A 21,782-nucleotide genomic window follows, 5' to 3' on the forward strand; every position below is an offset into this window, starting at 1 on the left:
CGTCGCGGGTATGTTGGCTCAGATGCCGATCGCCGCGTGCCAGATCCGCGTGTTCGGCAGGAGATAGAGCGCGGCGAAGGCCAGGGCGATGCCGTAGGGAACGCCTTCCTTGGGGGCGTGCAGGCGCCGGGCCCAGCTCCAATTCGCGGCCAGTGCCGGTAGTGGATGCGCGCGCAGGCGCAACAGCAGCAGCGTCAGGACGCCACCGCCGACACTCGACAGCACGAGATAGGGCATCAGCTGATCGAAGCCGAACCACAGCGCGGTCGCAGCGGCGAGTTTCGCGTCTCCACCCCCGATCCAGCCGGCGGCGAAGAGCCCGAAGGCGCCGATCAGCACGGTGAACCCGGCCGCCAGATGCCAGGCCGTCTCCTGGAGGCTGAGGTCGAGAAGCACCGCGCAGAGCGCGAAGGTCGCGACGAGGGAGAGGCATAGCCGGTTGGAGATCGTCATCGAGACGAGGTCGCTCGCCGCGGCATAGGCCATGGCGAAGGGGAAGACACCGAGCATGATGATCAGCGAAAGCGACATGGGCTGGCTCCGGGCCTGTCTCGTGCCCGATCTTTCGCAGGCAGCTCTCACCAAAGCCTTACGCGAATGGTGGAATCGTCGTGAGGCGAGCCCAAACGCGAAACGCCCCGGCTGGCCGGGGCGTTCCTCGTTCCGTTTGCAACGGAAGGCTCGGTCGTCCGATCAGTTCAGAGCGTTCTGGACTTCGGTGAACCGCGCCAGGAGGTTGGTGCCGATGGTCGTCCAGACGCCGATGCAGACGACGGCGATCAGGGCGGCGATCAGGCCGTATTCAATGGCGGTGGCGCCGGACTCGTCCTTGGCGAAACGCGCGAAGAGCTTGGTCATGCTGAATCTCCTTTACACCACGGTTTGACGGCTGCCTTTGCTCTGGAGTGGCTTGGGTCAGCGACAGGATGGAGATTAGGACGTTCCTCTTGCCGATCGGTTAAGCCGATCGAAGAATTAGGCCGTTCAAAAAATGGTCTTCCCCGTGGTTAATTCTCAATTGAACGATCGATCATAAGATATGATCATAAATTTAATTGAATAGAACTGTGGATTTATCGGTAAACAAGATATTTAATCGGTCTGATACGCGTGATTGAATTGGCTTGGCGGCCCAGACAAACGTTGGTCTGCACGTCGCTTCTGCTCTGGCAAGCCTGGAATCTGCGGGCGAAAGCGCTCCTGTCGGAGTCGTTTAGGGTTTGGTTCATCATTTTGCGCTTCTCTGGCGCTGTCACAAAGCTTTGAGGCGTCGCCATGTTGACCAAGCGCATTCCTGGAGGGCCCCGCCGGCAGGCGCGCTGGAACCTGGCCGCGACCCTGCTGGCGGTCATTTTCGCGAGCGATGCGGCGCTGGCCGCCCCGCAGGAGGCGCCGGGCGGCAGCGTCATGGTGCTGGTCGACCATGCCAAGGTCGTGCGGCTGCCCGAGAAGGCCCGCACCGTCATCGTCGGCAACCCGGCCATCGCCGACGTCACCGTCCAGCGCAATGGCGTGATGGTGGTGACGGGCAAGAGCTTCGGCGTGACCAACCTGATCGCGCTGGATTCCAGCGGCACTCTGCTCGCCGAATCCCTGGTGCGCGTCGGCGCCGCCTCGGATGCCGTGCTCACGGTCCAGCGCGGCATGGAGCGCGAGAGCTATTCCTGCACGCCGGTCTGCCAGCCCTCGATGCAGCTTGGCGATGCTCAGAAGTATTTCGGCGAGGCCGGCACGCAGGCCAAGAGCCGCAACGCGCTGGCGACCGGCGCCGACGCCAAATAGGCATTCCGATCAGAATATGAATCGCGCGCGTGAGAGAGGCCGCGCGGGCTGCCGTCCGAACAGGGTTAATCGAATCTTCACCCTGCTTTTCGTGGCGGCGAGGCGCCTCTAACCGATCGGAAATTCTTTTGCATTAGAGATGATCTCGTCCGAGCCGAGCGCTCGATGAGGCCATCGATGTTCGATCGCAACACACAAACCGCTCCTCTCGCAGGCAAGGTCCGACCGGCCGCCCGGCGACGCCGCTGGACTTTGCTCCGGCGCTTCAGGCGCTCGCAGGACGGCGCAACCGCGGTGGAATTTGGATTCATCGCGGCGCCGTTCCTGATGCTCCTCTGGGCGATCATCGAGACGGCGCTGATGTTCTGGACGACCCAGGTCCTGGAGGAGGCGCTGACGCAGGCGTCCCGCGTCGTGCTCACCGGCGAGTCCCGGGCGCTCTATGCCTCCAACAACGCTTCCGTGAATGCAGCGGCCTTTCGAGATGCGGTCTGCGCGCGGGCGCCGCTGGGTCTCGTCGACTGCACGAAGCTGGCCATCGACGTGCGCACCTATGCGAGCTTCGGCGCGGCCAGCTCCGGCACCTCCAGCAGCAATCCGCTCGCCGGCGGCGGGCTCAACACGAACACCTTCTCCTACAGCCCGCCGGGATCCAACCAGATCGTCGTGATCCGGGCTGCGCTCGACTACAGTCTCTTCCTGACGAGCTGGGCCTCAACCTCCCTCGCCAATATCGGTCCCGGTCGCCGCGGCATCGTCGCGAGCGTCGCCCTTCGCACGGAGCCCTTCGTCTGATGTCGGTCGCCAGGCAAAACAGCCCGCTGCTTCGCCTCTTGCGTCGCTTCCGCCGTGCGCGCGACGGCGTGGCGATCGTCGAGTTCGCCATGGTGCTGCCCTTCCTGATGATCGCCTATTGCGGGCTGGTCGATGTCGCGCAACTCGTCATGGTCAATCGCAAGGTCACGCTGCTCACCTCGACCCTGAGCGATCTTACGGCGCGGATGCAGTCGGCTCCCGTTGCGGAGATCAGCAACATCTTCGAAGCCGCCCGCACGGTCCTGCTGCCCTATGACGCAACCCGGGCCAGCATGGTCATCGCCAGCGTCGTGATCGACTCCGCCGGCGTCGGGCGCATCTGCTGGAGCAGCAGCTATCCGGCGGGCACGCCGGCGCCGGCGCGCGGCACCACGGTCGTCTTGCCCGACAGCGTCCGGATTCCCAGCACCTCGGTGATCATGGCGCGTGCGAGCTATCGCTTCACGCCGATCATCGGCGAGGTCGTCACCGGCCCGGTGACGCTGGGCGACAACCCGATCTACGCACGTCCTCGCAACGGCAAGGCCGATGGCTCCGCCTCCATCGAGCAGATCGTCCGCAGCGACGTGAACGCCTGCCCCGCCTTCTGATTCAAGGGCAGTTCCCTTCGCCGATCAGGGCCGCGATCTCCGCCCGATAGGGAATGCTGGGCTGCGCGCCGGGGCGCGTGCAGGCGATCGAGCCGGCCGCGAGGCCGTTCTGCAGGGCTTCAGCGAAAGCACGCCCATCCGCCAGCGCAGCGGCGAAGGCGCCTGTAAAGCTGTCGCCAGCCGCGACCGTATCGACCACCGCGACATGCGGAGCCGGCCGGCGATGGCGGACTCCGTTCTGCCAGGCGACGGTGCCCTCCGCCCCCAGCGTCGCGACCGCGGCGATGCCGCGCTCGGCGTCGAGCCTCCGCGCGATCGCCTCGGGTTCCCGCTCCGGCCATCCGAGTGCCTGCGCCAGGACCAGCGCCTCGTGCTCATTGACGATCATCATGTCGAGACAGGCGAGGAGCGCCTCGGACGGAGCTTCCGCCGGGGCGAGGTTGAGGATCACGCGCCCCCCGGCCGCTTTCATGGCCTGCGCGGCGGCAAGATTCGCAGGGGCCGGCACCTCGCATTGCAGCAGCAGGATGTTGTCTGCACCGAGCGACATTTGCTTCAGCGCGCCGGGCTCGGCAGACGCATTGGCGCCGGCCGCGACGATGATCTGGTTGGCGCCCTCGCGGTCGATGGCGATGAAGGCCGCGCCCGTCGGCTGATCGAGGCGAGCGACGCCGGAAAGATCGACGCCGTCCTTCGCCAGCAACGCGAGAGCCGCCTCGCCGAAGCCGTCGTGCCCGACCGCGCCGACCAGTGCGACGTCGGCTCCCGCGCGCCGCGCGGCCAGTGCCTGGTTCGCGCCCTTGCCGCCGGGATGCACCGAATAGCCGGGCCCGAGCACGGTCTCGCCAGCGCCCGGCAGCCGCTCCACCGGCGTCACCAGATCGATGTTGATCGAGCCGAAGACGACGATCATGCGACCAGGCCGGCAGCCAGGCGCCTGACACCGGCGATGAAGGCCGCTTCCGGCGTCGTCGTCCGCACGGTGAGGCCGGCTGCGGCGAGCTCGCCGCCATAGCTTTCCGCGAGCGCGCCGTCGGCGACGAGATGGATCTCGGTCCTCTTGCCGAACAGCGATCGCGCCCCCGCGATCTCCTGCCCGACCAGCAATGCCGACAGATAGGGGCCGACCGCCCCGCCCGGCATCCGCCCGGCGAGCACCTCGGTACGCGCGGCGAAGGCGCTGTTGAGCAGGCCGCCGGCGCGCGTGGCAGCAGCGCGTCCCCGCGCGGCGCCGTCCGCCGCATCGCTCCCTGCGGGTGCTTCGGCCAGCCGGCCCAGGATCGAGCTCTCGCGCAGGAGCCCATAGACCTCCCCGGTCATGAAGCTGGCGAAGCGGGTGATGCGCCCGCCCTTGATCTCGGCCCATTTCGAATGCGTGCCCGGCAGGCAGGCGAGGCCGTCCGTCAGCCGGAGGCCGACGATCAGCGTCTCCTCGCCGCGCATCACGTCGAAGGCGCCATCATCGCAGCTCAAGCCAGGCAGGATCGTTGCCGTCGTGCTGCCGTCAAGCTCGACCCGGATCGCCGCGGCGGCGATCTCCTCTGGCGAGGCGGGACAGGCCGCATAGGCTGCCTCGACCCAGCCGTTTCGGCTTCCCACCATGCCGGCGAGCACGATCGGGGCATCGGGAGCTGCGCGCCGGAAATCGCCTGCCAGCGCCTCGAAGGCGGCGGGATAGCCGCCCGCCGGCACCGACTGGATGCCCTGATCGGCGATGCGGCGCTGCATCACCTCGCCTGTCTCCGAGATCAGGAAGGCTCGTGCGCGGGTCGTACCCCAGTCGAGCGCGATCAGAGGTTTCGGCATGGCGGGTTCCGGCAAAGGCAGGCCTGAAAAAGGGGGGCAACTCTCTTAGCCGCGCCGGCCCTGGTCAAGAGCAGGCGGCTTGTGCCCGCCTCGCGATCGCGGCAACGCTCCTGTCAGGCGTCAACGGATGAATCGGAGGGTTACAATGCTCGAATTGCAGGCTGGTGGCCTCGATGCGACCGTCGTTCCCGATGCGGGTGGCATCGTCTCGCGCCTGCGCTGGCGCGGGCCGGACGGGCGCCTGCACGATATCCTGCGCCCCTCGCCCGGTGGAGCCCCAACGACAGCCTCGCCCAACTTTTTCGGCAGCTGGGCGATGCTGCCCTTCGCGAACCGCGCCTTCGGCAGCACGGTCGATGACGGGACCAGCCGCTTCCTCGTCCCCGCGAACGATCCGGCCGGCACGATCCACGGCTTCGGCTGGCAGTCGACCTGGGAGGTGCTGCGGTATGACCGCGGTCATACCGTCCTCGAACACCGGCGCATCCAAGGCCCGGACCCCTACCGCTATCGTGCGCGGCAGGAGATCGAACTCGACGAGGCCGGCATGACCATTCGCCTCTCGATCACGAACGAGGCGCAGACGGCACTCCCCTTCGGCATCGGCCATCACCCCTGGTTTCCCTGCGCCGCCGATACCCGCCTCGCCATGCGGGCGACAGGCGCGCTTGTCTTCGGCGAGGCCTTCCGCGCGATCGGGCAACAAGCCTTTAGCGATGGCGGGCCTTATGTGGCCGCACCGGCTTTCCGCTCGGACGGGGTGACGGCCTGGAGCTTCCTCGGATGGGATGGCCGCGCCCGGATCGAGACGCCCTCGAGCGGCCTCGCCATCACGCTCAGCGCCAGCGAAACCCTGAACTGCCCCGTGGTCTGGGCGCCGGCCGGCGCGGATTTCCTCTGCGTCGAGCCACAAAGCCACGCCATCGGAGCTCCGAGCGAGCCGGCTGCGCGGACTGCCGCGCCACTGCAGCGGCTCGCACCGGGCGAAACGCTGGAAGGCTGGCTCAGGATCGCGCCGGGAGCGATCCGGCCTCAGAGCATCTGACCGAAAGTGGAACTCACTTTTCGGAAAAATCAGATGCTGAAACAACGAGCTAGATCGTCACTTTGCGTCCGATAGAACGCGCGGCGATTTAGCGCCAGCCGCCTCTGCTCGGGTAGTTATAGTAGGGCTGGTAGCCATAGGCGTTGGCCGGCAGGCTCGGCCGCAGCAGAATCTGGCCGCGCGCAGCTTCCCAGCCGCCATACCGCTGACGCTCCTGCACGACGATCTGATCATGGTAGCGCTGCTGCGCCTTGGCGATCTTGGACTTCGCCATCTGGGAACTGGCCACCTTGGAGCTGGCGATCCGGGAATTGGTCGGCGAGGCTTTCGCGATCTTGGCCTTGGAGCTGGTCGAGGCCCTGGCGAAGCGCGAGAGGCTGTCGTTGACGGAGCCGTTCAGCGCGATCCGCGTCTGGCCGTAGCCATGCTTCTTGACGAGCGCGAAGAGCTTGGCGGCATTGGCGGGGTGCAGCCGGATGCAGCCATGCGAGGCAGGCCGGCCGAGCGCGCCGACGGATGTCGTGCCGTGGATGGCATAGCCGCCATGGAAGAACACCGAATGCGGCATCGCGCCGTCATATTTGCGCGAATACCAGCTCTTCTCGAGCCGGATCGGCCGATAGACCCCGGTTGGGGTGCGGAAACCCTTGCGGCCCGAGGAGATTTTCCAGTTGTAGGCCTCGCCGTCGGAGGTGGTGACCTGCATGCGCTGGGCGGCGAGGTCGATCTGGACGTCGATGCCGGCTTGGGCGGAGCTGCCGAAAAGGGCGGCGATCAACAGGGCAAGACAACCGAGTACGCGACGCATCACTCTCACTCCTCAGAACTCAACGGGGATGAGGCGTTGGCGCAGGCGCGAGGCCGTCGCCCAAAGGCCCTACGTTGACTCTAGGAAAGCGCGCCTGAGGCGGGAATGTAAAGCGTCAAGGCGGATCGTGGTTTCCGCGCGTCAGATCATCGGCAGCGAATGCGGCTTCCGGCCGCGCGGGAAGGCGGCGTCGATCCGGGAGATGTCCTCGGCCGAAAGTACGAGCCCGGCCGCGCCGGCATTGTCCTCGACATGGGCCGCTTTCCCGGCCTTCGGGATGGCGAAGACGCTGGGGCGGCGAGTCAGGAAGGCGAGCGCGACCTGCCGGGGCGTCGCGCCATGAGCCTCGGCGATTTCGGCGAGCACCTTGCCCTGCGCGCTGCCGGCCGCAGGAAAATCGTCATGGCCGAAGGGGCTGTAGGCGGTGACGGCGACGCCGTTGCGCTCGCTCCAGGGGATCACCGCATGCTCGATGGCGCGTTCGCACAGATGATAGAGCACCTGGTTGCAGGCGATCAGGCCCGGGCCCGACGCGTCGAGAGCCTCGTCGAGATCGTCCTCGTCGAAATTGCTGACGCCCCAGGAGAGGATCTTGCCCTCCCGCTTCAGGTCCTCGAAGGCAGCGAAGGTCTCTTCCAGCGGATGCGGGCCGCGCCAGTGCAGCAGGTAGCAGTCGAGCCGGTCGGTCTTCAGATGCTTCAACGAGCGCTCGCAGGCGGCGCGCACGCCCTGCCGCGAGGCGTTGTGCGGCAAGACCTTCGAGACGAGAAAGACCTCGTCGCGCCGCCCGGCGATGGCCTCGCCGATGATCGCCTCCGAAAGGCCGTCGCCATACATCTCGGCGGTGTCGATATGGGAAAGGCCGAGATCGAGCCCGCGCCGGAGCGCTGCGATCGCCTCCGTCCGGTCGCCACGCTCGATATACCAGCTGCCCTGGCCAATGGCGGGAACGCTGCGTCCGGTGGAGCCGAAGGGATGACCGGTCATGCTGTCCTCTTCGTTTCGGACGCGGAACGCATCATTCCGGGGGCGTTCCATTGGCCGAGAGCACCTCGCCCGCGAGATAGAGCGAGCCGCAGATCAGGATGCGCGGCGGCGCCGGCCAGTCCTGCGCGGCGATCAGGCGCAGAGCCTGCTCGACAGAGCCGGAAGCCTCGGCGGTGAGGCCGGCGCTGCGCGCCGCTGCCGCGACCTCTTCGGCCGGGCGCGCCGCGAGCGAATTCTGGATCGGCACCGCGTAGAGCCGTTGGGCCAGCCCATTGAAATGGCCGAGCGTGGCGGCGGCGTCCTTGGTCGAGAGCAGCCCCGCGATCATCACCAGCGGCGCCGGGTTGCGGTCGGCGAGATCGGCCATGGCCTGCGCCAGCACACGCCCCCCATCGGGATTGTGGCCGCCGTCGAGCCAGAGCTCGGCCCTTGGGGGGATCAGCTCGGTGAGCCGACCGCGCGCCAGCCTTTGCAGCCTTGCCGGCCAATCGGCATGCCGCATGCCGTCCTCGAAGGCCCGCGTGGGCAGGGCGCCGTAGCCGGCCGCCCGCAGTGCCGCGATGGCGGTCCCGGCATTGATGTGCTGGTGGCGGCCCGCGAGCCTGGGCAGCGGCAGGTCGAGCAGCCCGTCCTGGTCCTCGTAGACCAGCCTTCCGCCGGCCTCGTGGACGTTGAAGTCCTGCGCACCGACCAGGATTTTCGAGGCTCCGGCGCGCTCGGCGGCCGCCTCGAGCACGGCGGTCGGCTCCGGCTCTTGCGGTGCGATCACGGCCGGCGCACCGCGCTTGAAGATGCCGGCCTTCTCGCCGGCGATCTTGGTGACGGTGTCGCCGAGATATTCGGAATGGTCGAGCGAGACCGGCGTCACCACCGTGCAGGCCGGATGGGCCACGATATTCGTTGCGTCGAAGCGCCCGCCGAGGCCAACCTCCAGCAGCAGCACATCCGCAGGGTTCTCGGCGAAGAGCAGCATCGCGGCTGCCGTCGTCATCTCGAAGAAGGTGATCGGATCGCCGGCATTGATGCGCTCGCAGCGCTCCAGCGCCTCGACGAGCTTGTCCTCGTCGACGAAGCGACCGCCGCCGGGCGCCCCCAGCCGGATGCGCTCATGGAAGCGCACGAGATGCGGCGAGATATAGACATGGACCGAGAGGCCCGCCGCCTCGAGGATCGCCCGCATGAAGGCGATGGTCGAGCCCTTGCCGTTGGTGCCGGCGACATGGATCACCGGCGGCAGACGCTTCTGCGGATCGCCGAGGCGCTCCAGCAGCGTGAGGATACGGCCGAGCGAAAGGTCGATCAGCTTGGGGTGCAGCGCCATGAAGCGCGCCAGCACCGTATCGGAAGACCCCATGGCGCGACCGTCCGGCGGCTAGAGCATTTTCGAGCGAAGTGGGCACCGGTTCGCGTGAAGAAAATGCGACGAAACAAATAGTTAGAGCATTTTCGCGATTCGAGGAAACGCGGAAATGCTCCAGGCTCAGACCGCCTCGGCCATCGGCCGCAGAGGTGCGGGCACGGGCGCCTCGCTCTTCGCCTGCGGCTGCTTGGTCAGCAGGCGGCCCAGGCGCGCGAGCGTCTCGGGGATGTCCCGGCGATGCACCACCATGTCGACCATGCCGTGGTCCTTGAGGTATTCGGAACGCTGGAAGCCGTCCGGCAGCTTCTCGCGGATCGTCTGCTCGATCACGCGCGGGCCGGCGAAGCCGATCAGCGCGCCGGGCTCCGCGATATGGATGTCGCCCAGCATGGCGTAGGAGGCGGTGACGCCGCCGGTCGTCGGGTTGGTCAGCACCACGAAATAGGGCAGGCCCGCCGCCCGCAGGCGGCGCACGGCGACCGTCGTGCGCGGCAGCTGCATCAGCGAGAGGATGCCCTCCTGCATGCGCGCGCCGCCCGAGGCGGCGAAGACGACATACGGCGTCTTCTTGTCGAGCGCGGTCTCAGCGCCCTTGATGAAGGCCTCGCCCGCTGCCATGCCGAGCGAGCCGCCCATGAAGTGGAAGTCCTGCGCCGCGACCGTCATCGGCAGGCCCTTGACCCGGCCGAAGCCGACCTTGAAGGCGTCCGGCGCGCCGGTCTTGGCGCGGGCGTCCTTCAGCCGGTCGACATAACGCTTCTCGTCGCGGAACTTGAGCGGATCGGCCGGCGCCTCGGGCAGGGCGACATCGACCCACTTGCCCTCGTCGAAGGTCAGGCGCAGCCGCTCGGGGGCGGTGACGCGCATATGGTGCTCGGAGCCGGGGATGACGTAGCCATTGGCCTCGACATCCTTGTGGAACACCATCTGTCCGGAATCCGGGCATTTGACCCAGAGGTTCTCGGGGGTCTCGCGCTTGAACAGCGTCTTGATGCGCGGCCGGACGACTTCGGAAATCCAGTTCATCGGATGATTCCCTGATAGGCTTGCGGCGCGCTGGAGGCGCCGTCACGCAGGAGAGGGGCCGGGCCTGCCTGCGGACAGGCGGCGCGGCCGCTGAATGAAACGAATCTCAGGCCGCTTTGGCCACGGAGCGCACGCCCTCGGCGAGTTCCCTGACAAGCGAGGTGACAGCCGAAACGGTCTTTTCCGTGGCCTTGCCCTCGGCATCGAGCGAAAGCCGAACGCGCTCCACCAGGGCCGAGCCGACGACGACGCCGTCCGCGCTTCCGGCGATCTGGATGGCGTCCTGCGCCGTCTTGACGCCGAAGCCGACCGCGACCGGCAGGTCGGTGTGCCGCTTGATGCGTGCGACCGCCTCGCCGACAGCGCCGTAATCGGCGATCGCGCCGCCGGTGACGCCGGTGACCGAGACGTAATAGACGAAGCCGGACGTGTTCTGCAGCACCTTGGGCAGGCGCTTGTCGTCCGTCGTCGGCGTGGCCAGCCGGATGAAGGAAACGCCGGCCTTCAGCGCGGGCAGGCAGAGCTCCTCATCCTCTTCCGGCGGCAGGTCGACGACGATGAGGCCATCGATGCCGACGCGGCGGGCATCGGCCAGGAAGGCCTCGACGCCATAGACGTAGATCGGGTTGTAGTAGCCCATCAGCACGATCGGCGTGTCGTGGCCTGCCTTGCGGAAGCTCTCGACCATGGCGAGCGTCTTGCGGAGCGTCTGTCCGCCCTTGAGCGCGCGCTGCCCGGCGAGCTGGACGGGAATGCCGTCCGCCATCGGATCGGTGAAGGGCACGCCGAGCTCGATCACGTCGGCGCCGGCCGCGGGCAGGGCGTTCAGGATCGCGCTCGACGTCTCGAAATCGGGATCGCCGGCGGTGACGAAGGTCACGAGCGCCGCCCGGCCCTCGCGGGCGCAGGCCTGGAAGCGGTTCTGGATGCGGGTCTGGCCGGTCTCTGTCATGCCGCAGCGGTTAGCATGGCGCGCGCGGGCTGGCGAGTGGCTTGCGTGCGGCACGCGCCTGCGCCACATCGGCCGGGCCATGCGCGCCTTCGACACCGCCCTGCCCATCGACGCCGTCCTCGGCGATCTTGCAGCCTCCCTGCATGCCCGGCCGAACGCCGTGCTGGTCGCGCCGCCCGGCGCCGGCAAGACGACGCGCGTGCCGCTCGCCCTGCTCGACGAGCCCTGGACCAAGGGCGGCAAGCTCATCCTGCTCGAACCACGCCGGCTCGCGGCCCGCGGCGCGGCGAACCGGATGGCGCAGACGCTGGGCGAGCGCGTCGGCGAGACGGTGGGCCTGCGCGTCCGGCTCGGTTCGAAAATCGGGCCGAAGACGCGCATCGAGGTCGTCACCGAGGGCGTCTTCGCCCGCATGATCCTCGACGACCCGGCGCTGGAAGGCGTCGCCGCCGTGCTCTTCGACGAGTTCCATGAGCGTTCGCTCGACGCCGATTTCGGGTTGGCGCTGGCGCTCGATGCCCAAGGCGGCCTGCGTGAGGACCTGCGCATCCTCGTCATGTCCGCGACGCTGGACGGTGCACGCGTCGCCAGATTGCTGGGCGACGCGCCGGTGATCGAGAGCGAAGGCCGCGCCTATTCGGTCGAGACGCGCTATCGCGGCCGCGACCCGCTGAAGCGCATCGAGGATCAGGTCACGGAAACCATCCTGCTGGCGCTGAACGAGCAGCCGGGCTCGCAGCTCGTCTTCCTGCCGGGGCAGGGCGAGATCCGTCGTGTCGAGGAGCGCCTGCGCGAGCGGTTGCGTGATCCGGCCGTCGAGATCGCGCCGCTCTATGGTGCGCTCGACCAGCGCGAGCAGGACCGCGCCGTGCTGCCCGCGCCGGCCGGTCGCCGCAAGGTCGTGCTCGCCACTGCCATCGCCGAGACCTCGCTGACGATCGAGGGCGTGCGCGTCGTGGTCGACTCAGGGCTCGCCCGCGTCCCGGTCTATGAGCCGGATATCGGCGTGACCCGGCTGGAGACGCGCCGTGTCAGCCGCGCCGCCGCCGACCAGCGCCGCGGCCGGGCCGGGCGCACGGAGCCTGGTGTCTGCTACAGACTCTGGGAGGAAGCCGCGACCGGTGCGCTCGAACCTTTCGCCCGCCCCGAAATCCTGTCGGCCGATCTGAGCCCCCTGCTACTGGATTGCGCGGCCTGGGGCGTCGCGGACCCTGCCACGCTCGCCTTCCTCGATCAGCCGCCCGCCCCGGCCCTCAAGGAAGCGCGCACATTGTTGGCGAGCATCGGAGCGCTCGATGCCGATGGGCGCATCACACCCGACGGGCGCGCCTTGCAGGCCCTGCCGCTGCCGCCGCGCCTTGCCCGCATGCTCGTGGCCGCGGCCCGTTTCGGGCGGGCGGATGCGGCTGCCGATCTCGCGGCCGTGCTGGTCGAGCGCGGGCTCGGCGGCGATGTCGTCGACCTCGCCGAGCGGCTGGAGCGTTTCGCCCGCGAACGCGGTGGCCGCGCGGGCGACATGCGCCGCCTCGCTGAGGGCTGGGCCCGCTCGGCGGAGCGGAGTGTTGCAAGGACGGATGGCGGGCCGCTTTCGCCGGGCTTTCTTCTCGCCTTGGCCTATCCTGACCGGGTCGCGAAGGCGCGCACGCCGGGCTCAGGGCAATATCTCCTCGCCAACGGCCGCGGCGGCGCGCTGGAGGCCTCGCAGCGCCTGGCGCGCGAGCCTTACATCGTCGTCGCCGAGATGACCGGCGCGGCCCAGCAGGCTCGGATCATGGCGGCGGCTGCAATCGACGAGGCGGAGATCGCCGCCCTCGTCGCCCATGGGCTCGCGCCCTTCGCCATCGAGGAACGCGAGGAAGCGAGTTTCGATCGCGCGGCGCGGGCGCTGCGGGTGCGAGCCGTGCGCCGCTACGGCGCGCTGTCTCTGTCTGAGCGGCCCTTGGCCGTGGCGAATACGACGGAGAATGCCGAGGCGTTGGCGAAAGGCATCGCCTCGCTCGGCATCGGCCTCCTGCCCTGGAGCAAGGGGCAGGAGCAGCTGCGCGAGCGCGTGACCTTCCTGCGCAGGGCCGAGCCGGAGGCGGGCTGGCCCGATCTCTCCGACGAAGGGTTGGCGCAGGAGCCGGAACTCTGGCTCGCTCCCGATATCGGTGGGCGCGCCTCGCTCGCAGCGATTCAGTCTTCCGATCTTGATTCGGCACTCGCAAGCCTGCTGCCCTGGGAGATGAAGCGTCGGCTCGATGCCGAGGCGCCGACGCATTTCACCGCCCCGACAGGCTCCTCGCTCGCCGTCGACTACGCCGCCGAGGCCGGACCGACCATCGCGGTGCGCGTGCAGGAACTCTTTGGCCTCTCGACCCATCCGGCGCTGGCCGGCGGACGGGTGCCTCTGGTGCTTGAGCTGCTTTCCCCGGCGCATCGGCCGATCCAGGTCACACGCGATCTGCCGGGCTTCTGGCGCGGCTCCTGGGCGGCGGTGAAATCCGAGATGAAGGGCCGTTACCCGCGCCACCCCTGGCCGGACGATCCCGCCGCCGCCCCGCCGACGACGCGAGCGAAGCCGCGCGGGACGTGAAGCTGAACGTCATTCTCGGGCGCCGCATAGCGGCGAGCCGAGAATCTCAGGCCGGATAAGGCGCCCTCTCGTCCAGAGATGCTCGGGTCGAGCCCGAGCATGACGGCCGACGGCTCTGCTCAATTCCCCATCCGGTCGCGCCACTGCCGCTCGCCGGCGAGGCAGCTTGCGGCGTTCGATTGCGCCTTCTGGACCGTCGCATCCGGCGGCACTTCGGCAATCTCGCGCAGGAGCTTGGTTTTCGTCGCCTCGACGAATTGATGCTTCTCGCGGATCGGGATGACGAAGGCGCCGATGCCGGTGATGACGCAGTCGGTGTAGTAGGCATCGAGGTTGTCGATGTCGAAATAGCCGGCCTGCTTCAGCATCACCGGCAGGCCGTTGATGGCGATGCCCTTGGCGCCCGCCTCGTCACGCGCGGCGGTGACGGGGCGCCCGTCATTGTTGGCGCCGTCGCCGGAGATGTCGATGACGCGGCGCATCGCCGTGACGTTCGCCTGTTCGAGAAGCTGCACGCCGAGATCGATCGCGCCCGAGATCGAGGTGCGGCGGCCGCGGCGGGTCGGCGCCTCGCCCAGTTCCTCCGCGAAGGCGATCGCTGCGCCTGGCCCGTCGATGACCTTCCAGGGCCGGACGACGAACTGGAAATTCCCGCCGGCCCATTCGACATAGGTCACGGCGATCTTGCCGATAGCGCCTTTCTCGATGGCATCGTGCAACTGCTTGGAGCGAAAGGCCTCGATATAGCCGTTTCGCTGCAAGGCCAGCTCGTCGAGATCCATCGAATAGGACACGTCGACCGCGAGCACGAGCGCGACATCGACCTCCTCGGGCGGTCCATCCGCCGTCTGGGCTCTGGGCAGTGCGGGGCTCCATAGCGCCGCAGCCGCGAGACACGAGAGACCGTACAGCCAACGCCGCATCGCCACCTCCGCCATTTCAGTCGCGAAAGGGAGTGTGCGCCCGGTCTGCGCGCGCGCCAAGGCGAAAAACCGTGAGCCGCGCCTGTTTCGACGGCAAATCGTCGTCGGCTTGCCCGGTCAGGCGGCGCGGCGCGTCTCGATGATGCCGATCGCGGCTGCGAGAGCTTCTTCGACCGTCAACGCCGAGGTGTCGAGCGTCACGGCATCGTCCGCTGCCTTGAGCGGGGCGTCGCTGCGCCCCGAATCACGCGCGTCGCGGCGGCGGATATCGGCGAGAATGCCGTCGAAGGGCACGGCCTCGCCGCGCCCGATCAGCTCCTTGTGCCGGCGCGCGGCGCGCACTTCCGGCGTCGCGGTGACGAAGAGCTTGGCCGGGGCATCAGGGCAGATCACGGTTCCGATGTCGCGCCCGTCGAGCACTGCGCCGCCGGGCTGGCTTGCGAAACGCCGCTGCCGGGCGAGCAGCCCCGCCCGGACCGCCGGCACGGCCGCCACGACCGAAGCCGCCTCGCCGATCTCCCGCCCACGCAGCCGCTCTTCCGGGAAGGCGGCCTCGTCGAAGCTCTCGACGATCTGCGCCGCGGCTTCGGCGTCGCGAATGTCGTGGCCGGCGTCGAGCATGGCCCGCGCCACCATCCGGTAGAGCAGGCCGGTGTCGAGATAGGGCAGGCCGTAATGCGCCGCGAGCCGCCGCGCCATCGTGCCCTTGCCGGACGCGGCCGGGCCGTCGACCGCGATCACGAATGGGCGTGGGGCTCGCGCGGCGCTCATCCGATCCGGCCTCCGAGGCCGTTCATCAGCGAAACGAAGCTCGGGAAGCTCGTCGCGATCATCAGCCCGTCATCGACCACGACCGGGTTCTGCGTCGCCAGCCCCATGACGAGGAAGCTCATCGCGATGCGGTGGTCGAGATGGGTCGCGATCGGCCCGCCGCCGCGCACCGGTCCGCCGCCCGAGCCCTCGACGACAAGATCGTCGCCCTCGATGGCGCAGGTCACGCCCGCAGCCTTCAGCCCGGCCTCGACCGCGGCGAGGCGGTCGGATTCCTTGACGCGCAGCTCCTGCAGCCCGCGCATCCGCGTCGTGCCATGGGCGAAGGAGGCCGCCACCGCCAGCACCGGATATTCGTCGATCATCGCGGGTGCGCGCTCGGGCGGCACGGTCACGCCCTTGAGGCTGGAGAAGCGCACGCGCAGGTCGGCGACCGTCTCGCCGCCTTCATTGGCCTCGCGTTCGATCGTGATGTCGGCGCCCATCTCGATCAGCGTCGTCAGCAGGCCGGAGCGCAGCGGATTGGTCATCACGCTCTCAATCAGGATGTCGGAGCCCGGCACGATCAGCCCCGCCACGAGCGGGAAGGCGGCCGAGGAGGGGTCGGCCGGCACCACGATCGGCGCCGCCTTGAGTTCGGGCTGGCCCTTGAGGACGATTCGCCGCCCATGCGCGCCTTCCGGCGTCACGGTAACCTCGGCTCCGAAATGGGTCAGCATCTTCTCGGTGTGGTCGCGCGTCGCCTCCGCCTCGATCACCGTCGTCTCGCCGGGCGCGGCGAGGCCGGCCAGCAGCACGGCGGACTTGATCTGCGCTGAGGCGACCGGCGGGCGATAGACGATCGGGATCGCCTCTTTCGGGCCGCGCAGCGTCAGCGGCACGCGCCCGCCTTCCTGCTGCGAGACGACCACCGTGCCCATCTGCTCCAGCGGGTCGAGGATTCGCCGCATCGGCCGCTTGCGCAGCGAGGCGTCGCCGTCGAAGGTCGTGGTGATGGGATGGGAGCCGCAGACGCCCATCATCAACCGCGAGCCGGTGCCGGCATTGCCGAAATCGAGGACGTCGGTCGGTTCCCGCAGGCCGCCGACGCCGACGCCCTGAACGCGCCAGGCACCGGGCCCGTCGTGATGGACGATAGCGCCGAGCGCGCGCGCCGCGGCGGCGGTGCGCATCACGTCCTCGCCCTCCAGCAGGCCGGTGACCTTTGTCTCGCCGATCGCGAGCAGGCCGAAAATCATCGCGCGATGCGAGATCGACTTGTCGCCCGGCACGCGCACGCGGCCCTTGAGCGGCCCGCCGGCCCGGGCGGTGACGGGAACGGGATCATGATCGTGGGACACGGGTATCGGTCTCTGCGAGCGGATCGAAAGGGATGCGTGCCCGCCCTAGCATGCCCATGCAGGCCGCGCCAATGCGGCGGCTCTCGGAGCAACTGGGCGGTGCGGATTCGAGATGCCCCTTGCGCGCCGGAGGCGCTGGAGGCAAATCAGCATTTGACAGGGCCGGCCGCCCCGACTAACGGACGCCCCTGCTTTTCCAGAACATGTAGGTTAAAGGGTCCGACGCAGTGGCGAAACCGGAACTCGGAACGAAGCGCGTTTGCCCGGTCACGGGCCGCAAGTTCTATGATCTCGACAAAGATCCCATCGTCTCGCCCTATACGGGGCAGGCTTACCCGCGCTCGATGTTCGAGCCGCAGGCTACCAAGGCTGCGGCTGTGAAGCCGAAGGAAGAGGAAGAGGAAGAGGCCGAGGCCGCTGAGGGCGCGGTCGAGATCGTCTCGCTCGACGAGGCGGATGCGGAGGCCTCGGAGGCCGAGGCCGTCGTCACCAGCGAGGACGACATCGAGGTCGAGGACGTCGACACCGATGACGAGGACGATACCTTCCTCGAGGAGGATGAGGAAGGTGACGACGACGTCTCCGACCTGATCGATGGCGACATCGAAGGCGACGAGGATAACTGAGCCGCCTGTGAAAAAGATGATGACAAAGCGCCGATAGGCGCTTGTGTCTTCCGTCCGAGCCGCCTATAGAGCGCTGCGTCGCTGGCAGGCGGCCCGGACGGAACCGCCCAAGGGCGTTGCAGAACTCCGGATTTGACGGCCGATCCCCAATTCGGCCGTTGCGCGTGGGGCCATAGCTCAGTTGGGAGAGCGCTTGAATGGCATTCAAGAGGTCGGCGGTTCGATTCCGCCTGGCTCCACCAAATTTCCTCCGTAAGCAGCTGGGTTAGCCAGCCTTGCGGACGAGTGCTTCGGCGCTACCCAACATTCAGTGCGGTTCGGTTCGGGCTGGTTCGAACTGAAACGACAATGTCGCACCGAGAATCGACCCGCCGACGCCTTACGGGCGGCACCGCTCAGCCTCCTTTGCTCGGTCTGCCCGACCGTCTTTCAGGTGGCTCCGGCTGGCCTCGGACCGGAAGCGGCATCTAGCATGCAAGGATGGCAGCATGGCCAGGCGCACGAAATCCAAAGCTCTCGATACTGAGTTCACGATGTTCGACGTCGTCTACGAGGACGGCTCTCGGACGTCCAATCGGCGCGTGCCGACATCGCTGCTTGGCGGCCTGGACGGCGATGAGCCGGCGAGGGCCACGATCATGGAGCAGGATCAGGTGATTTCCGAGAGGTCGGGCAAGCCGCCGCTGGCTATTGCCACGCTCGTCCGGTCGGCGAAGTCCTCGGCCGATCCGGTCAAGGATGATCGGAAGAAGAAGCGTGTTGGTGCCTGACCGGGCTGGATGAAATACAAGGCCCGGCAGCAGGCACTCAGACGCGCTGCCCCTGCCCGCGGATCGGTGCGGGTCGACGTTTGAGCCGTGGCACGAGCGCGGCTTCGCGCTCAGGGTTGCTCGGTATCGGAAATGTAGAAGCCGATGGCCGAAGCACAGGCCAGGACGATGCTGATCTCCAGAATTCCCATGGTCGCCTCCGTGGTATCGCGAGAGGGAACGACCCAAGGCCTGCCATTGTTCCGCCGCGTTCGTGGCGAGTTGGGGGCGGCCGACCGAGGCCTGGTGCAGCCCATTTCCACATTTGCACCAAATCAAAGATGGGCGCGTTTCGACACGCTATGCAGGCCGTCGTTGGACAACGATTGACCGGAGCCGCGCCATGCAGGCCGCGCCCTATCGGGACGAGCGCCTCCCGCGCTACACGAGCTATCCGACCGCACCGCATTTCAATCCCGGCGTCGACGCGCAGAGCTATGCCGGCTGGCTGAAATCGCTCGCGGCGGGGACGACGACATCGCTCTACCTGCATGTGCCGTTCTGCCGCTCGATGTGCTGGTATTGCGGCTGCAACACCACGCTTGCGCTGCGCAACGGCCCGATCATCGACTATCTGGCGGCGCTGCGCGGCGAGATCGCGCTCGTGGCGGAGCAGCTCTCCGCACCGCTCGACGTGCGCCATATCCATTTCGGCGGCGGCACGCCGACGATCCTCGATCCGGCCGATTTCGTCGCGCTCGTCGCCGTGCTGCGTCGGCGCTTCGCGATCCACCGCCAAGCCGAGATCGCCGTGGAGATCGATCCACGCCGGCTCGATCCGGCGATGATGGAGGCGCTCGCCACGGCCGGCGTCAATCGTGCGAGCCTCGGCGTGCAGAGCTTCGACCCTGCCGTGCAGCAAGCGATCAACCGCGTCCAGAGCGTCGAGCAGACCGCGGCGGTCGTGGCCGGCCTGCGCAAGGCCGGCATCGACGCCATCAGCTTCGACCTGATCTACGGCCTGCCACGGCAGACGCTGCAATCCTGCCTCGATACGATCGAGCAATGCCTGGCGATGCGCCCGGACCGGTTCTCGATCTTCGGCTACGCCCATGTGCCGGAGTTCAAGAGGCATCAGCGTCGTATCGCAACGGCCGAGCTGCCGGATGGCGAGGCGCGGCATGAGCAGGCCGAGGCCATGGCGCGCCGTCTCGTTGAGGTCGGCTATGTCCGCATCGGGCTCGATCATTTTGCCCTGCCGGGCGACGCGATGGCGCAGGCCCTGTCAGGGGGGCAGCTTCACCGGAATTTCCAGGGCTACACCACGGACCCGTGCGAGGCGCTGATCGGCCTCGGCGCCTCGGCGATCGGCCGGTTGGGGCAGGGCTATGTCCAGAACGAGGTCGTGGTCGGCCGCTATGCCGAGCAGATCGCCAATGGTTCTCTGCCGATCTCGAAGGGCTATCGGCTGACGCCCGAGGACCGGCTCCGCGCCGAGCTGATCGAACGGGTGATGTGCGACCTTTCGGTCGATGTCGACGCCGTCTGCGCCCGGCATCCCGTCGACCGGCGGATTCTCTCACATTCGCTGCGCAAGCTCGGCGAACTTGCGCAGGAGGGGCTGGTCAGCTTCGACGGCAGCCGCGTGCGCCTGCCGGATGAGACGCGGCTCTTCGTCCGCAAGGTGGCGTCGGCCTTCGACGCGCATCTGGACGGCCCGCCGCGGCAATTCAGCCGGACCGTCTAGAGCAGCGGACCGAAGAGTGGAATCCACTCTTCGGAAAATCCGATGCGATAACAATGAGATCGATCCTCGTGGCCGCGTTCGATAGGACGCGCCACGATCGACGCTCGCCGCCCGCTACTCGATCACCTTGAACAGGTTGAGGTAGCGCTCCGTCTCCTTGGCGAATTTCGCCGGCGGAGCGGGGGGCAGCTGGACGGTCCAGGTCTCGGTGATCGGCTTCTTGTCGAGTTCCAGGGTCGCCTGCAGCTCCGAGGGCTTGGCCGGATCCTTGACCTTGACCCGATAGGTGAGGCGCCAACCCTTGATCGAGGGGTTGGGCTGCAGCTCCGTGCCCACGATCTCGACATTGTCATTGGCGCCGACCCGCGCGGAGACCGCCGCGCCTGGCGGCAGATCGGCGAGCGAGGAGCCCCTGAAATCGATGAGATAGGCGAGCGTGCCGTCATGGGCGCGGATCAGGTTGGACTGATAGATCTCGCCCGTGGCGCGCATGGTCTGCCAGACATAGGCCAGGCCGTCGCGCAGGATGGATGGCTCGTCCATCGTCCAATGGACGCGATAGTCGAAGGGCAGCGGCTGCCCCGGCGTCGGCAGCACGTCGGGCGCCCAGTAAGTGACGATGTTGTCGTTGGTCTCGTCGGCCGTCGGGATCTCGACGAGGCGGACCTGGCCCTTGCCCCAGTCGTTGGTCGGCTCGATCCAGGCGCTCGGGCGCAGGTCGTAGCGGTCCTTCAGGTCCTCGTAGCGCGAGAAGTCCCGGCCGCGCTGGAGCAGGCCGAAGCCTTTCGGGCTCGCGGTCGCGAAGGAGCTGACGGTCACCATCGGTGGGTTGTTGAGTGGGCGCCAGATCCAGCGATCGTCGCCGGCATGGATCGCAAGCCCGTTGGAATCATGGATGGCGGGGCGGAAGTTCTGGGCGGCTGGGGGCTGGTTCGGGCCGTAGAGGAACATGCTCGTCAGCGGCGCGATGCCGAAATTCTGCGGCTTCGCGCCGGCACGCATGAAGACGCGCGACTTGACGTCGAGCACGGTGTCGGCGCCGGGCGTCAGCGTGAACTGATAGGCGCCGGTAGCGGTCGGCGAATCCAGCAGGCCGTAGAAAACCAGCGATGTGTCGGGCGTCGCAGGGCGGCGAATCCAGAACTCGCGGAAGGCTGGGAACTCCTCTGCGACCGGCAGGCCGGTGTTGACGGCGAGCCCGCGACCCGACAGGCCGTAGATCTGATCCTTGCCGATGACGCGGAAATAGCTCGCGCCCAGCACGCTCATGATCTCGTCGTCCTTGCCGGGGCGATTGATCGGGTAGGTCACCCGGAATCCGGCCCAGCCGAGCTTGCGGGTCTGCTCGCGGTCGAAATGCAGGTCCCCGAAATCGAAGCGGGCGGGGTCGTAGGGAATTTCCTGCACGGCGCCGTCGACGATCTCGTTGATCCGCACCGGCGTATTGAACTGCATGCCCTGATGATAGAAAGCGAGCTTGAACGGCGTCTCGCGCTCGGTCCAGACGAAGCGCTCCCGCTTCGGCTGCATCTTCTGGTAGTCGGCGAACTGCATCTTGCTGAAGACGTCCGGCAGGTTGCTGACCGGCGCGACATAAGGCGCATCCACGAGCGCTTTGGCCCGCGCCACCACATCCTCCAGCCCGAACCCGACGGGGCGTTCCTGCGCCATGGCCGGCGAACCCAACATGCCTGCGACAAGTAGCCCTAGCGCCGATGCGAGACGCGCGAAGCCCGGCCTGCGCCGGGCCGATACCCATCTGAGAGAGGCCGACGGGCGCCACGCCGAAAAGCGTCGAGCCGGATCTCGCTGTCCGGCCGTGGAACGGGTCGACAAATTCACAGAAGCTCCTTTAAAAGGCCTGTATCGGGGGAAATGG

Annotated in this window: 21 protein-coding genes and 1 tRNA gene; 9 read left to right on the forward strand and 13 right to left on the reverse strand. The window is 67.8% G+C overall.

Annotation, left to right across the window (positions count from 1 at the left end):
- Positions 1–18: 18 nt before the first annotated feature.
- Entirely contained in the window at positions 19–531 is a 513-nt protein-coding gene (locus BoBH3_RS18090; protein WP_262332230.1) for an A24 family peptidase, read from the reverse strand.
- A 162-nt stretch (positions 532–693) separates the two neighbouring features.
- Complete coding sequence (locus BoBH3_RS18095; protein ID WP_262332231.1) at positions 694–858, reverse strand: Flp family type IVb pilin; 165 nt, start codon at positions 856–858, stop codon at positions 694–696.
- A 417-nt stretch (positions 859–1,275) separates the two neighbouring features.
- Here BoBH3_RS18095 and BoBH3_RS18100 point away from each other — a divergent pair, with 417 nt between their 5' ends.
- The 3 genes from BoBH3_RS18100 to BoBH3_RS18110 all read left to right on the forward strand — a co-directional run bounded on the left by BoBH3_RS18100 (position 1,276) and on the right by BoBH3_RS18110 (position 3,188).
- Positions 1,276–1,782 (forward strand): pilus assembly protein N-terminal domain-containing protein, encoded by a 507-nt coding sequence (locus BoBH3_RS18100; protein WP_262332232.1) that lies wholly within the window; start codon positions 1,276–1,278, stop codon positions 1,780–1,782.
- 294 nt (positions 1,783–2,076) lie between these two features.
- On the forward strand, positions 2,077–2,577 hold the full coding sequence (locus tag BoBH3_RS18105; protein WP_262332233.1) for a TadE family protein: 501 nt from the start codon (positions 2,077–2,079) through the stop codon (positions 2,575–2,577).
- Positions 2,577–3,188 carry a TadE/TadG family type IV pilus assembly protein gene (locus BoBH3_RS18110; protein ID WP_262332234.1) on the forward strand — a complete coding sequence of 204 codons (612 nt, stop codon included), beginning with the start codon at positions 2,577–2,579 and terminating at the stop codon, positions 3,186–3,188. Before BoBH3_RS18105 ends, BoBH3_RS18110 begins: the two co-directional genes overlap by 1 nt.
- Position 3,189: 1 nt before the next feature.
- On the opposite strand, the gene BoBH3_RS18115 is transcribed toward BoBH3_RS18110, so the two are convergent.
- The gene (locus tag BoBH3_RS18115) at positions 3,190–4,101 is read right to left on the reverse strand and encodes a ribokinase (protein ID WP_262332235.1); all 912 of its coding nucleotides are present in this window, start codon (positions 4,099–4,101) and stop codon (positions 3,190–3,192) included.
- A complete protein-coding gene (locus tag BoBH3_RS18120) occupies positions 4,098–4,994 on the reverse strand; it encodes a 2-dehydro-3-deoxygalactonokinase (RefSeq protein ID WP_262332236.1) in 897 nt (298 codons plus the stop codon). The genes BoBH3_RS18115 and BoBH3_RS18120 overlap by 4 nt, the downstream gene beginning before the upstream one ends.
- 145 nt (positions 4,995–5,139) lie before the next feature.
- Between BoBH3_RS18120 and BoBH3_RS18125 the strand changes: the two genes are divergently transcribed.
- A complete protein-coding gene (locus tag BoBH3_RS18125; protein WP_262332237.1) occupies positions 5,140–6,039 on the forward strand; it encodes an aldose epimerase family protein in 900 nt (299 codons plus the stop codon).
- Positions 6,040–6,127: 88 nt separating this feature from the next.
- On the opposite strand, the gene BoBH3_RS24500 is transcribed toward BoBH3_RS18125, so the two are convergent.
- From BoBH3_RS24500 to trpA, 5 genes are all read right to left on the reverse strand, one after another.
- Positions 6,128–6,847, reverse strand: a complete 720-nt coding sequence (locus BoBH3_RS24500) for a L,D-transpeptidase (RefSeq protein WP_316045115.1) — start codon at positions 6,845–6,847, stop codon at positions 6,128–6,130.
- Positions 6,848–6,988: 141 nt separating this feature from the next.
- Positions 6,989–7,834, reverse strand: a complete 846-nt coding sequence (locus tag BoBH3_RS18135) for an aldo/keto reductase (RefSeq protein ID WP_262332238.1) — start codon at positions 7,832–7,834, stop codon at positions 6,989–6,991.
- Positions 7,835–7,865: 31 nt separating this feature from the next.
- Positions 7,866–9,188 (reverse strand): bifunctional folylpolyglutamate synthase/dihydrofolate synthase, encoded by a 1,323-nt coding sequence (locus BoBH3_RS18140; RefSeq protein WP_262332239.1) that lies wholly within the window; start codon positions 9,186–9,188, stop codon positions 7,866–7,868.
- A 126-nt stretch (positions 9,189–9,314) separates the two neighbouring features.
- Complete coding sequence (accD, locus tag BoBH3_RS18145) at positions 9,315–10,220, reverse strand: acetyl-CoA carboxylase, carboxyltransferase subunit beta (protein ID WP_262332240.1); 906 nt, start codon at positions 10,218–10,220, stop codon at positions 9,315–9,317.
- Between the two features lie 106 nt (positions 10,221–10,326).
- Entirely contained in the window at positions 10,327–11,172 is an 846-nt protein-coding gene (trpA, locus tag BoBH3_RS18150) for a tryptophan synthase subunit alpha (protein ID WP_262332241.1), read from the reverse strand.
- Between the two features lie 79 nt (positions 11,173–11,251).
- Between trpA and hrpB the strand changes: the two genes are divergently transcribed.
- Positions 11,252–13,747, forward strand: coding sequence for an ATP-dependent helicase HrpB (gene hrpB, locus BoBH3_RS18155; protein ID WP_262332242.1), 2,496 nt, complete (start codon positions 11,252–11,254; stop codon positions 13,745–13,747).
- 119 nt (positions 13,748–13,866) lie between these two features.
- On the opposite strand, the gene BoBH3_RS18160 is transcribed toward hrpB, so the two are convergent.
- The 3 genes from BoBH3_RS18160 to aroA all read right to left on the reverse strand — a co-directional run bounded on the left by BoBH3_RS18160 (position 13,867) and on the right by aroA (position 16,781).
- Complete coding sequence (locus tag BoBH3_RS18160) at positions 13,867–14,670, reverse strand: DUF1194 domain-containing protein (protein ID WP_262332243.1); 804 nt, start codon at positions 14,668–14,670, stop codon at positions 13,867–13,869.
- A gap of 117 nt (positions 14,671–14,787) precedes the next feature.
- Complete coding sequence (gene cmk / locus BoBH3_RS18165; RefSeq protein WP_262332244.1) at positions 14,788–15,441, reverse strand: (d)CMP kinase; 654 nt, start codon at positions 15,439–15,441, stop codon at positions 14,788–14,790.
- The gene (gene aroA, locus BoBH3_RS18170) at positions 15,438–16,781 is read right to left on the reverse strand and encodes a 3-phosphoshikimate 1-carboxyvinyltransferase (RefSeq protein ID WP_262332245.1); all 1,344 of its coding nucleotides are present in this window, start codon (positions 16,779–16,781) and stop codon (positions 15,438–15,440) included. The genes cmk and aroA overlap by 4 nt, the downstream gene beginning before the upstream one ends.
- Positions 16,782–17,008: 227 nt before the next feature.
- On the opposite strand from aroA, the gene BoBH3_RS18175 reads away from it, so the two are divergent.
- From BoBH3_RS18175 to hemN, 4 genes are all read left to right on the forward strand, one after another.
- Positions 17,009–17,407, forward strand: a complete 399-nt coding sequence (locus BoBH3_RS18175) for a TIGR02300 family protein (RefSeq protein ID WP_262332246.1) — start codon at positions 17,009–17,011, stop codon at positions 17,405–17,407.
- Between the two features lie 166 nt (positions 17,408–17,573).
- Positions 17,574–17,649 (forward strand) — tRNA-Ala (locus BoBH3_RS18180).
- Positions 17,650–17,895: 246 nt separating this feature from the next.
- Positions 17,896–18,177 (forward strand): hypothetical protein, encoded by a 282-nt coding sequence (locus BoBH3_RS18185; RefSeq protein WP_262332247.1) that lies wholly within the window; start codon positions 17,896–17,898, stop codon positions 18,175–18,177.
- 382 nt (positions 18,178–18,559) lie between these two features.
- On the forward strand, positions 18,560–19,903 hold the full coding sequence (gene hemN / locus BoBH3_RS18190; protein ID WP_262332248.1) for an oxygen-independent coproporphyrinogen III oxidase: 1,344 nt from the start codon (positions 18,560–18,562) through the stop codon (positions 19,901–19,903).
- Positions 19,904–20,017: 114 nt separating this feature from the next.
- On the opposite strand, the gene BoBH3_RS18195 is transcribed toward hemN, so the two are convergent.
- On the reverse strand, positions 20,018–21,574 hold the full coding sequence (locus BoBH3_RS18195; RefSeq protein ID WP_262332249.1) for a glucan biosynthesis protein G: 1,557 nt from the start codon (positions 21,572–21,574) through the stop codon (positions 20,018–20,020).
- Between the last annotated feature and the right edge of the window lie 208 nt (positions 21,575–21,782).

The organism is Allobosea sp. BH3 (assembly GCF_025499465.1).
In the GTDB taxonomy this organism is placed as follows: domain Bacteria; phylum Pseudomonadota; class Alphaproteobacteria; order Rhizobiales; family Beijerinckiaceae; genus Allobosea.

Bases quoted from the DNA above. Each gene is read 5' to 3' on its own strand.
- BoBH3_RS18090 (WP_262332230.1), bottom strand. From the start codon at position 531: ATGTCGCTTTCGCTGATCATCATGCTCGGTGTCTTCCCCTTCGCCATG.
- BoBH3_RS18095 (WP_262332231.1), bottom strand. From the start codon at position 858: ATGACCAAGCTCTTCGCGCGTTTCGCCAAGGACGAGTCCGGCGCCACC.
- BoBH3_RS18100 (WP_262332232.1), top strand. From the start codon at position 1,276: ATGTTGACCAAGCGCATTCCTGGAGGGCCCCGCCGGCAGGCGCGCTGG.
- BoBH3_RS18110 (WP_262332234.1), top strand. From the start codon at position 2,577: ATGTCGGTCGCCAGGCAAAACAGCCCGCTGCTTCGCCTCTTGCGTCGC.
- BoBH3_RS18115 (WP_262332235.1), bottom strand. From the start codon at position 4,101: ATGATCGTCGTCTTCGGCTCGATCAACATCGATCTGGTGACGCCGGTG.
- BoBH3_RS18120 (WP_262332236.1), bottom strand. From the start codon at position 4,994: ATGCCGAAACCTCTGATCGCGCTCGACTGGGGTACGACCCGCGCACGA.
- BoBH3_RS18125 (WP_262332237.1), top strand. From the start codon at position 5,140: ATGCTCGAATTGCAGGCTGGTGGCCTCGATGCGACCGTCGTTCCCGAT.
- BoBH3_RS24500 (WP_316045115.1), bottom strand. From the start codon at position 6,847: ATGCGTCGCGTACTCGGTTGTCTTGCCCTGTTGATCGCCGCCCTTTTC.
- BoBH3_RS18135 (WP_262332238.1), bottom strand. From the start codon at position 7,834: ATGACCGGTCATCCCTTCGGCTCCACCGGACGCAGCGTTCCCGCCATT.
- BoBH3_RS18140 (WP_262332239.1), bottom strand. From the start codon at position 9,188: ATGGGGTCTTCCGATACGGTGCTGGCGCGCTTCATGGCGCTGCACCCC.
- accD (WP_262332240.1), bottom strand. From the start codon at position 10,220: ATGAACTGGATTTCCGAAGTCGTCCGGCCGCGCATCAAGACGCTGTTC.
- trpA (WP_262332241.1), bottom strand. From the start codon at position 11,172: ATGACAGAGACCGGCCAGACCCGCATCCAGAACCGCTTCCAGGCCTGC.
- hrpB (WP_262332242.1), top strand. From the start codon at position 11,252: ATGCGCGCCTTCGACACCGCCCTGCCCATCGACGCCGTCCTCGGCGAT.
- BoBH3_RS18160 (WP_262332243.1), bottom strand. From the start codon at position 14,670: ATGCGGCGTTGGCTGTACGGTCTCTCGTGTCTCGCGGCTGCGGCGCTA.
- cmk (WP_262332244.1), bottom strand. From the start codon at position 15,441: ATGAGCGCCGCGCGAGCCCCACGCCCATTCGTGATCGCGGTCGACGGC.
- BoBH3_RS18185 (WP_262332247.1), top strand. From the start codon at position 17,896: ATGGCCAGGCGCACGAAATCCAAAGCTCTCGATACTGAGTTCACGATG.
- hemN (WP_262332248.1), top strand. From the start codon at position 18,560: ATGCAGGCCGCGCCCTATCGGGACGAGCGCCTCCCGCGCTACACGAGC.
- BoBH3_RS18195 (WP_262332249.1), bottom strand. From the start codon at position 21,574: ATGGCGCAGGAACGCCCCGTCGGGTTCGGGCTGGAGGATGTGGTGGCG.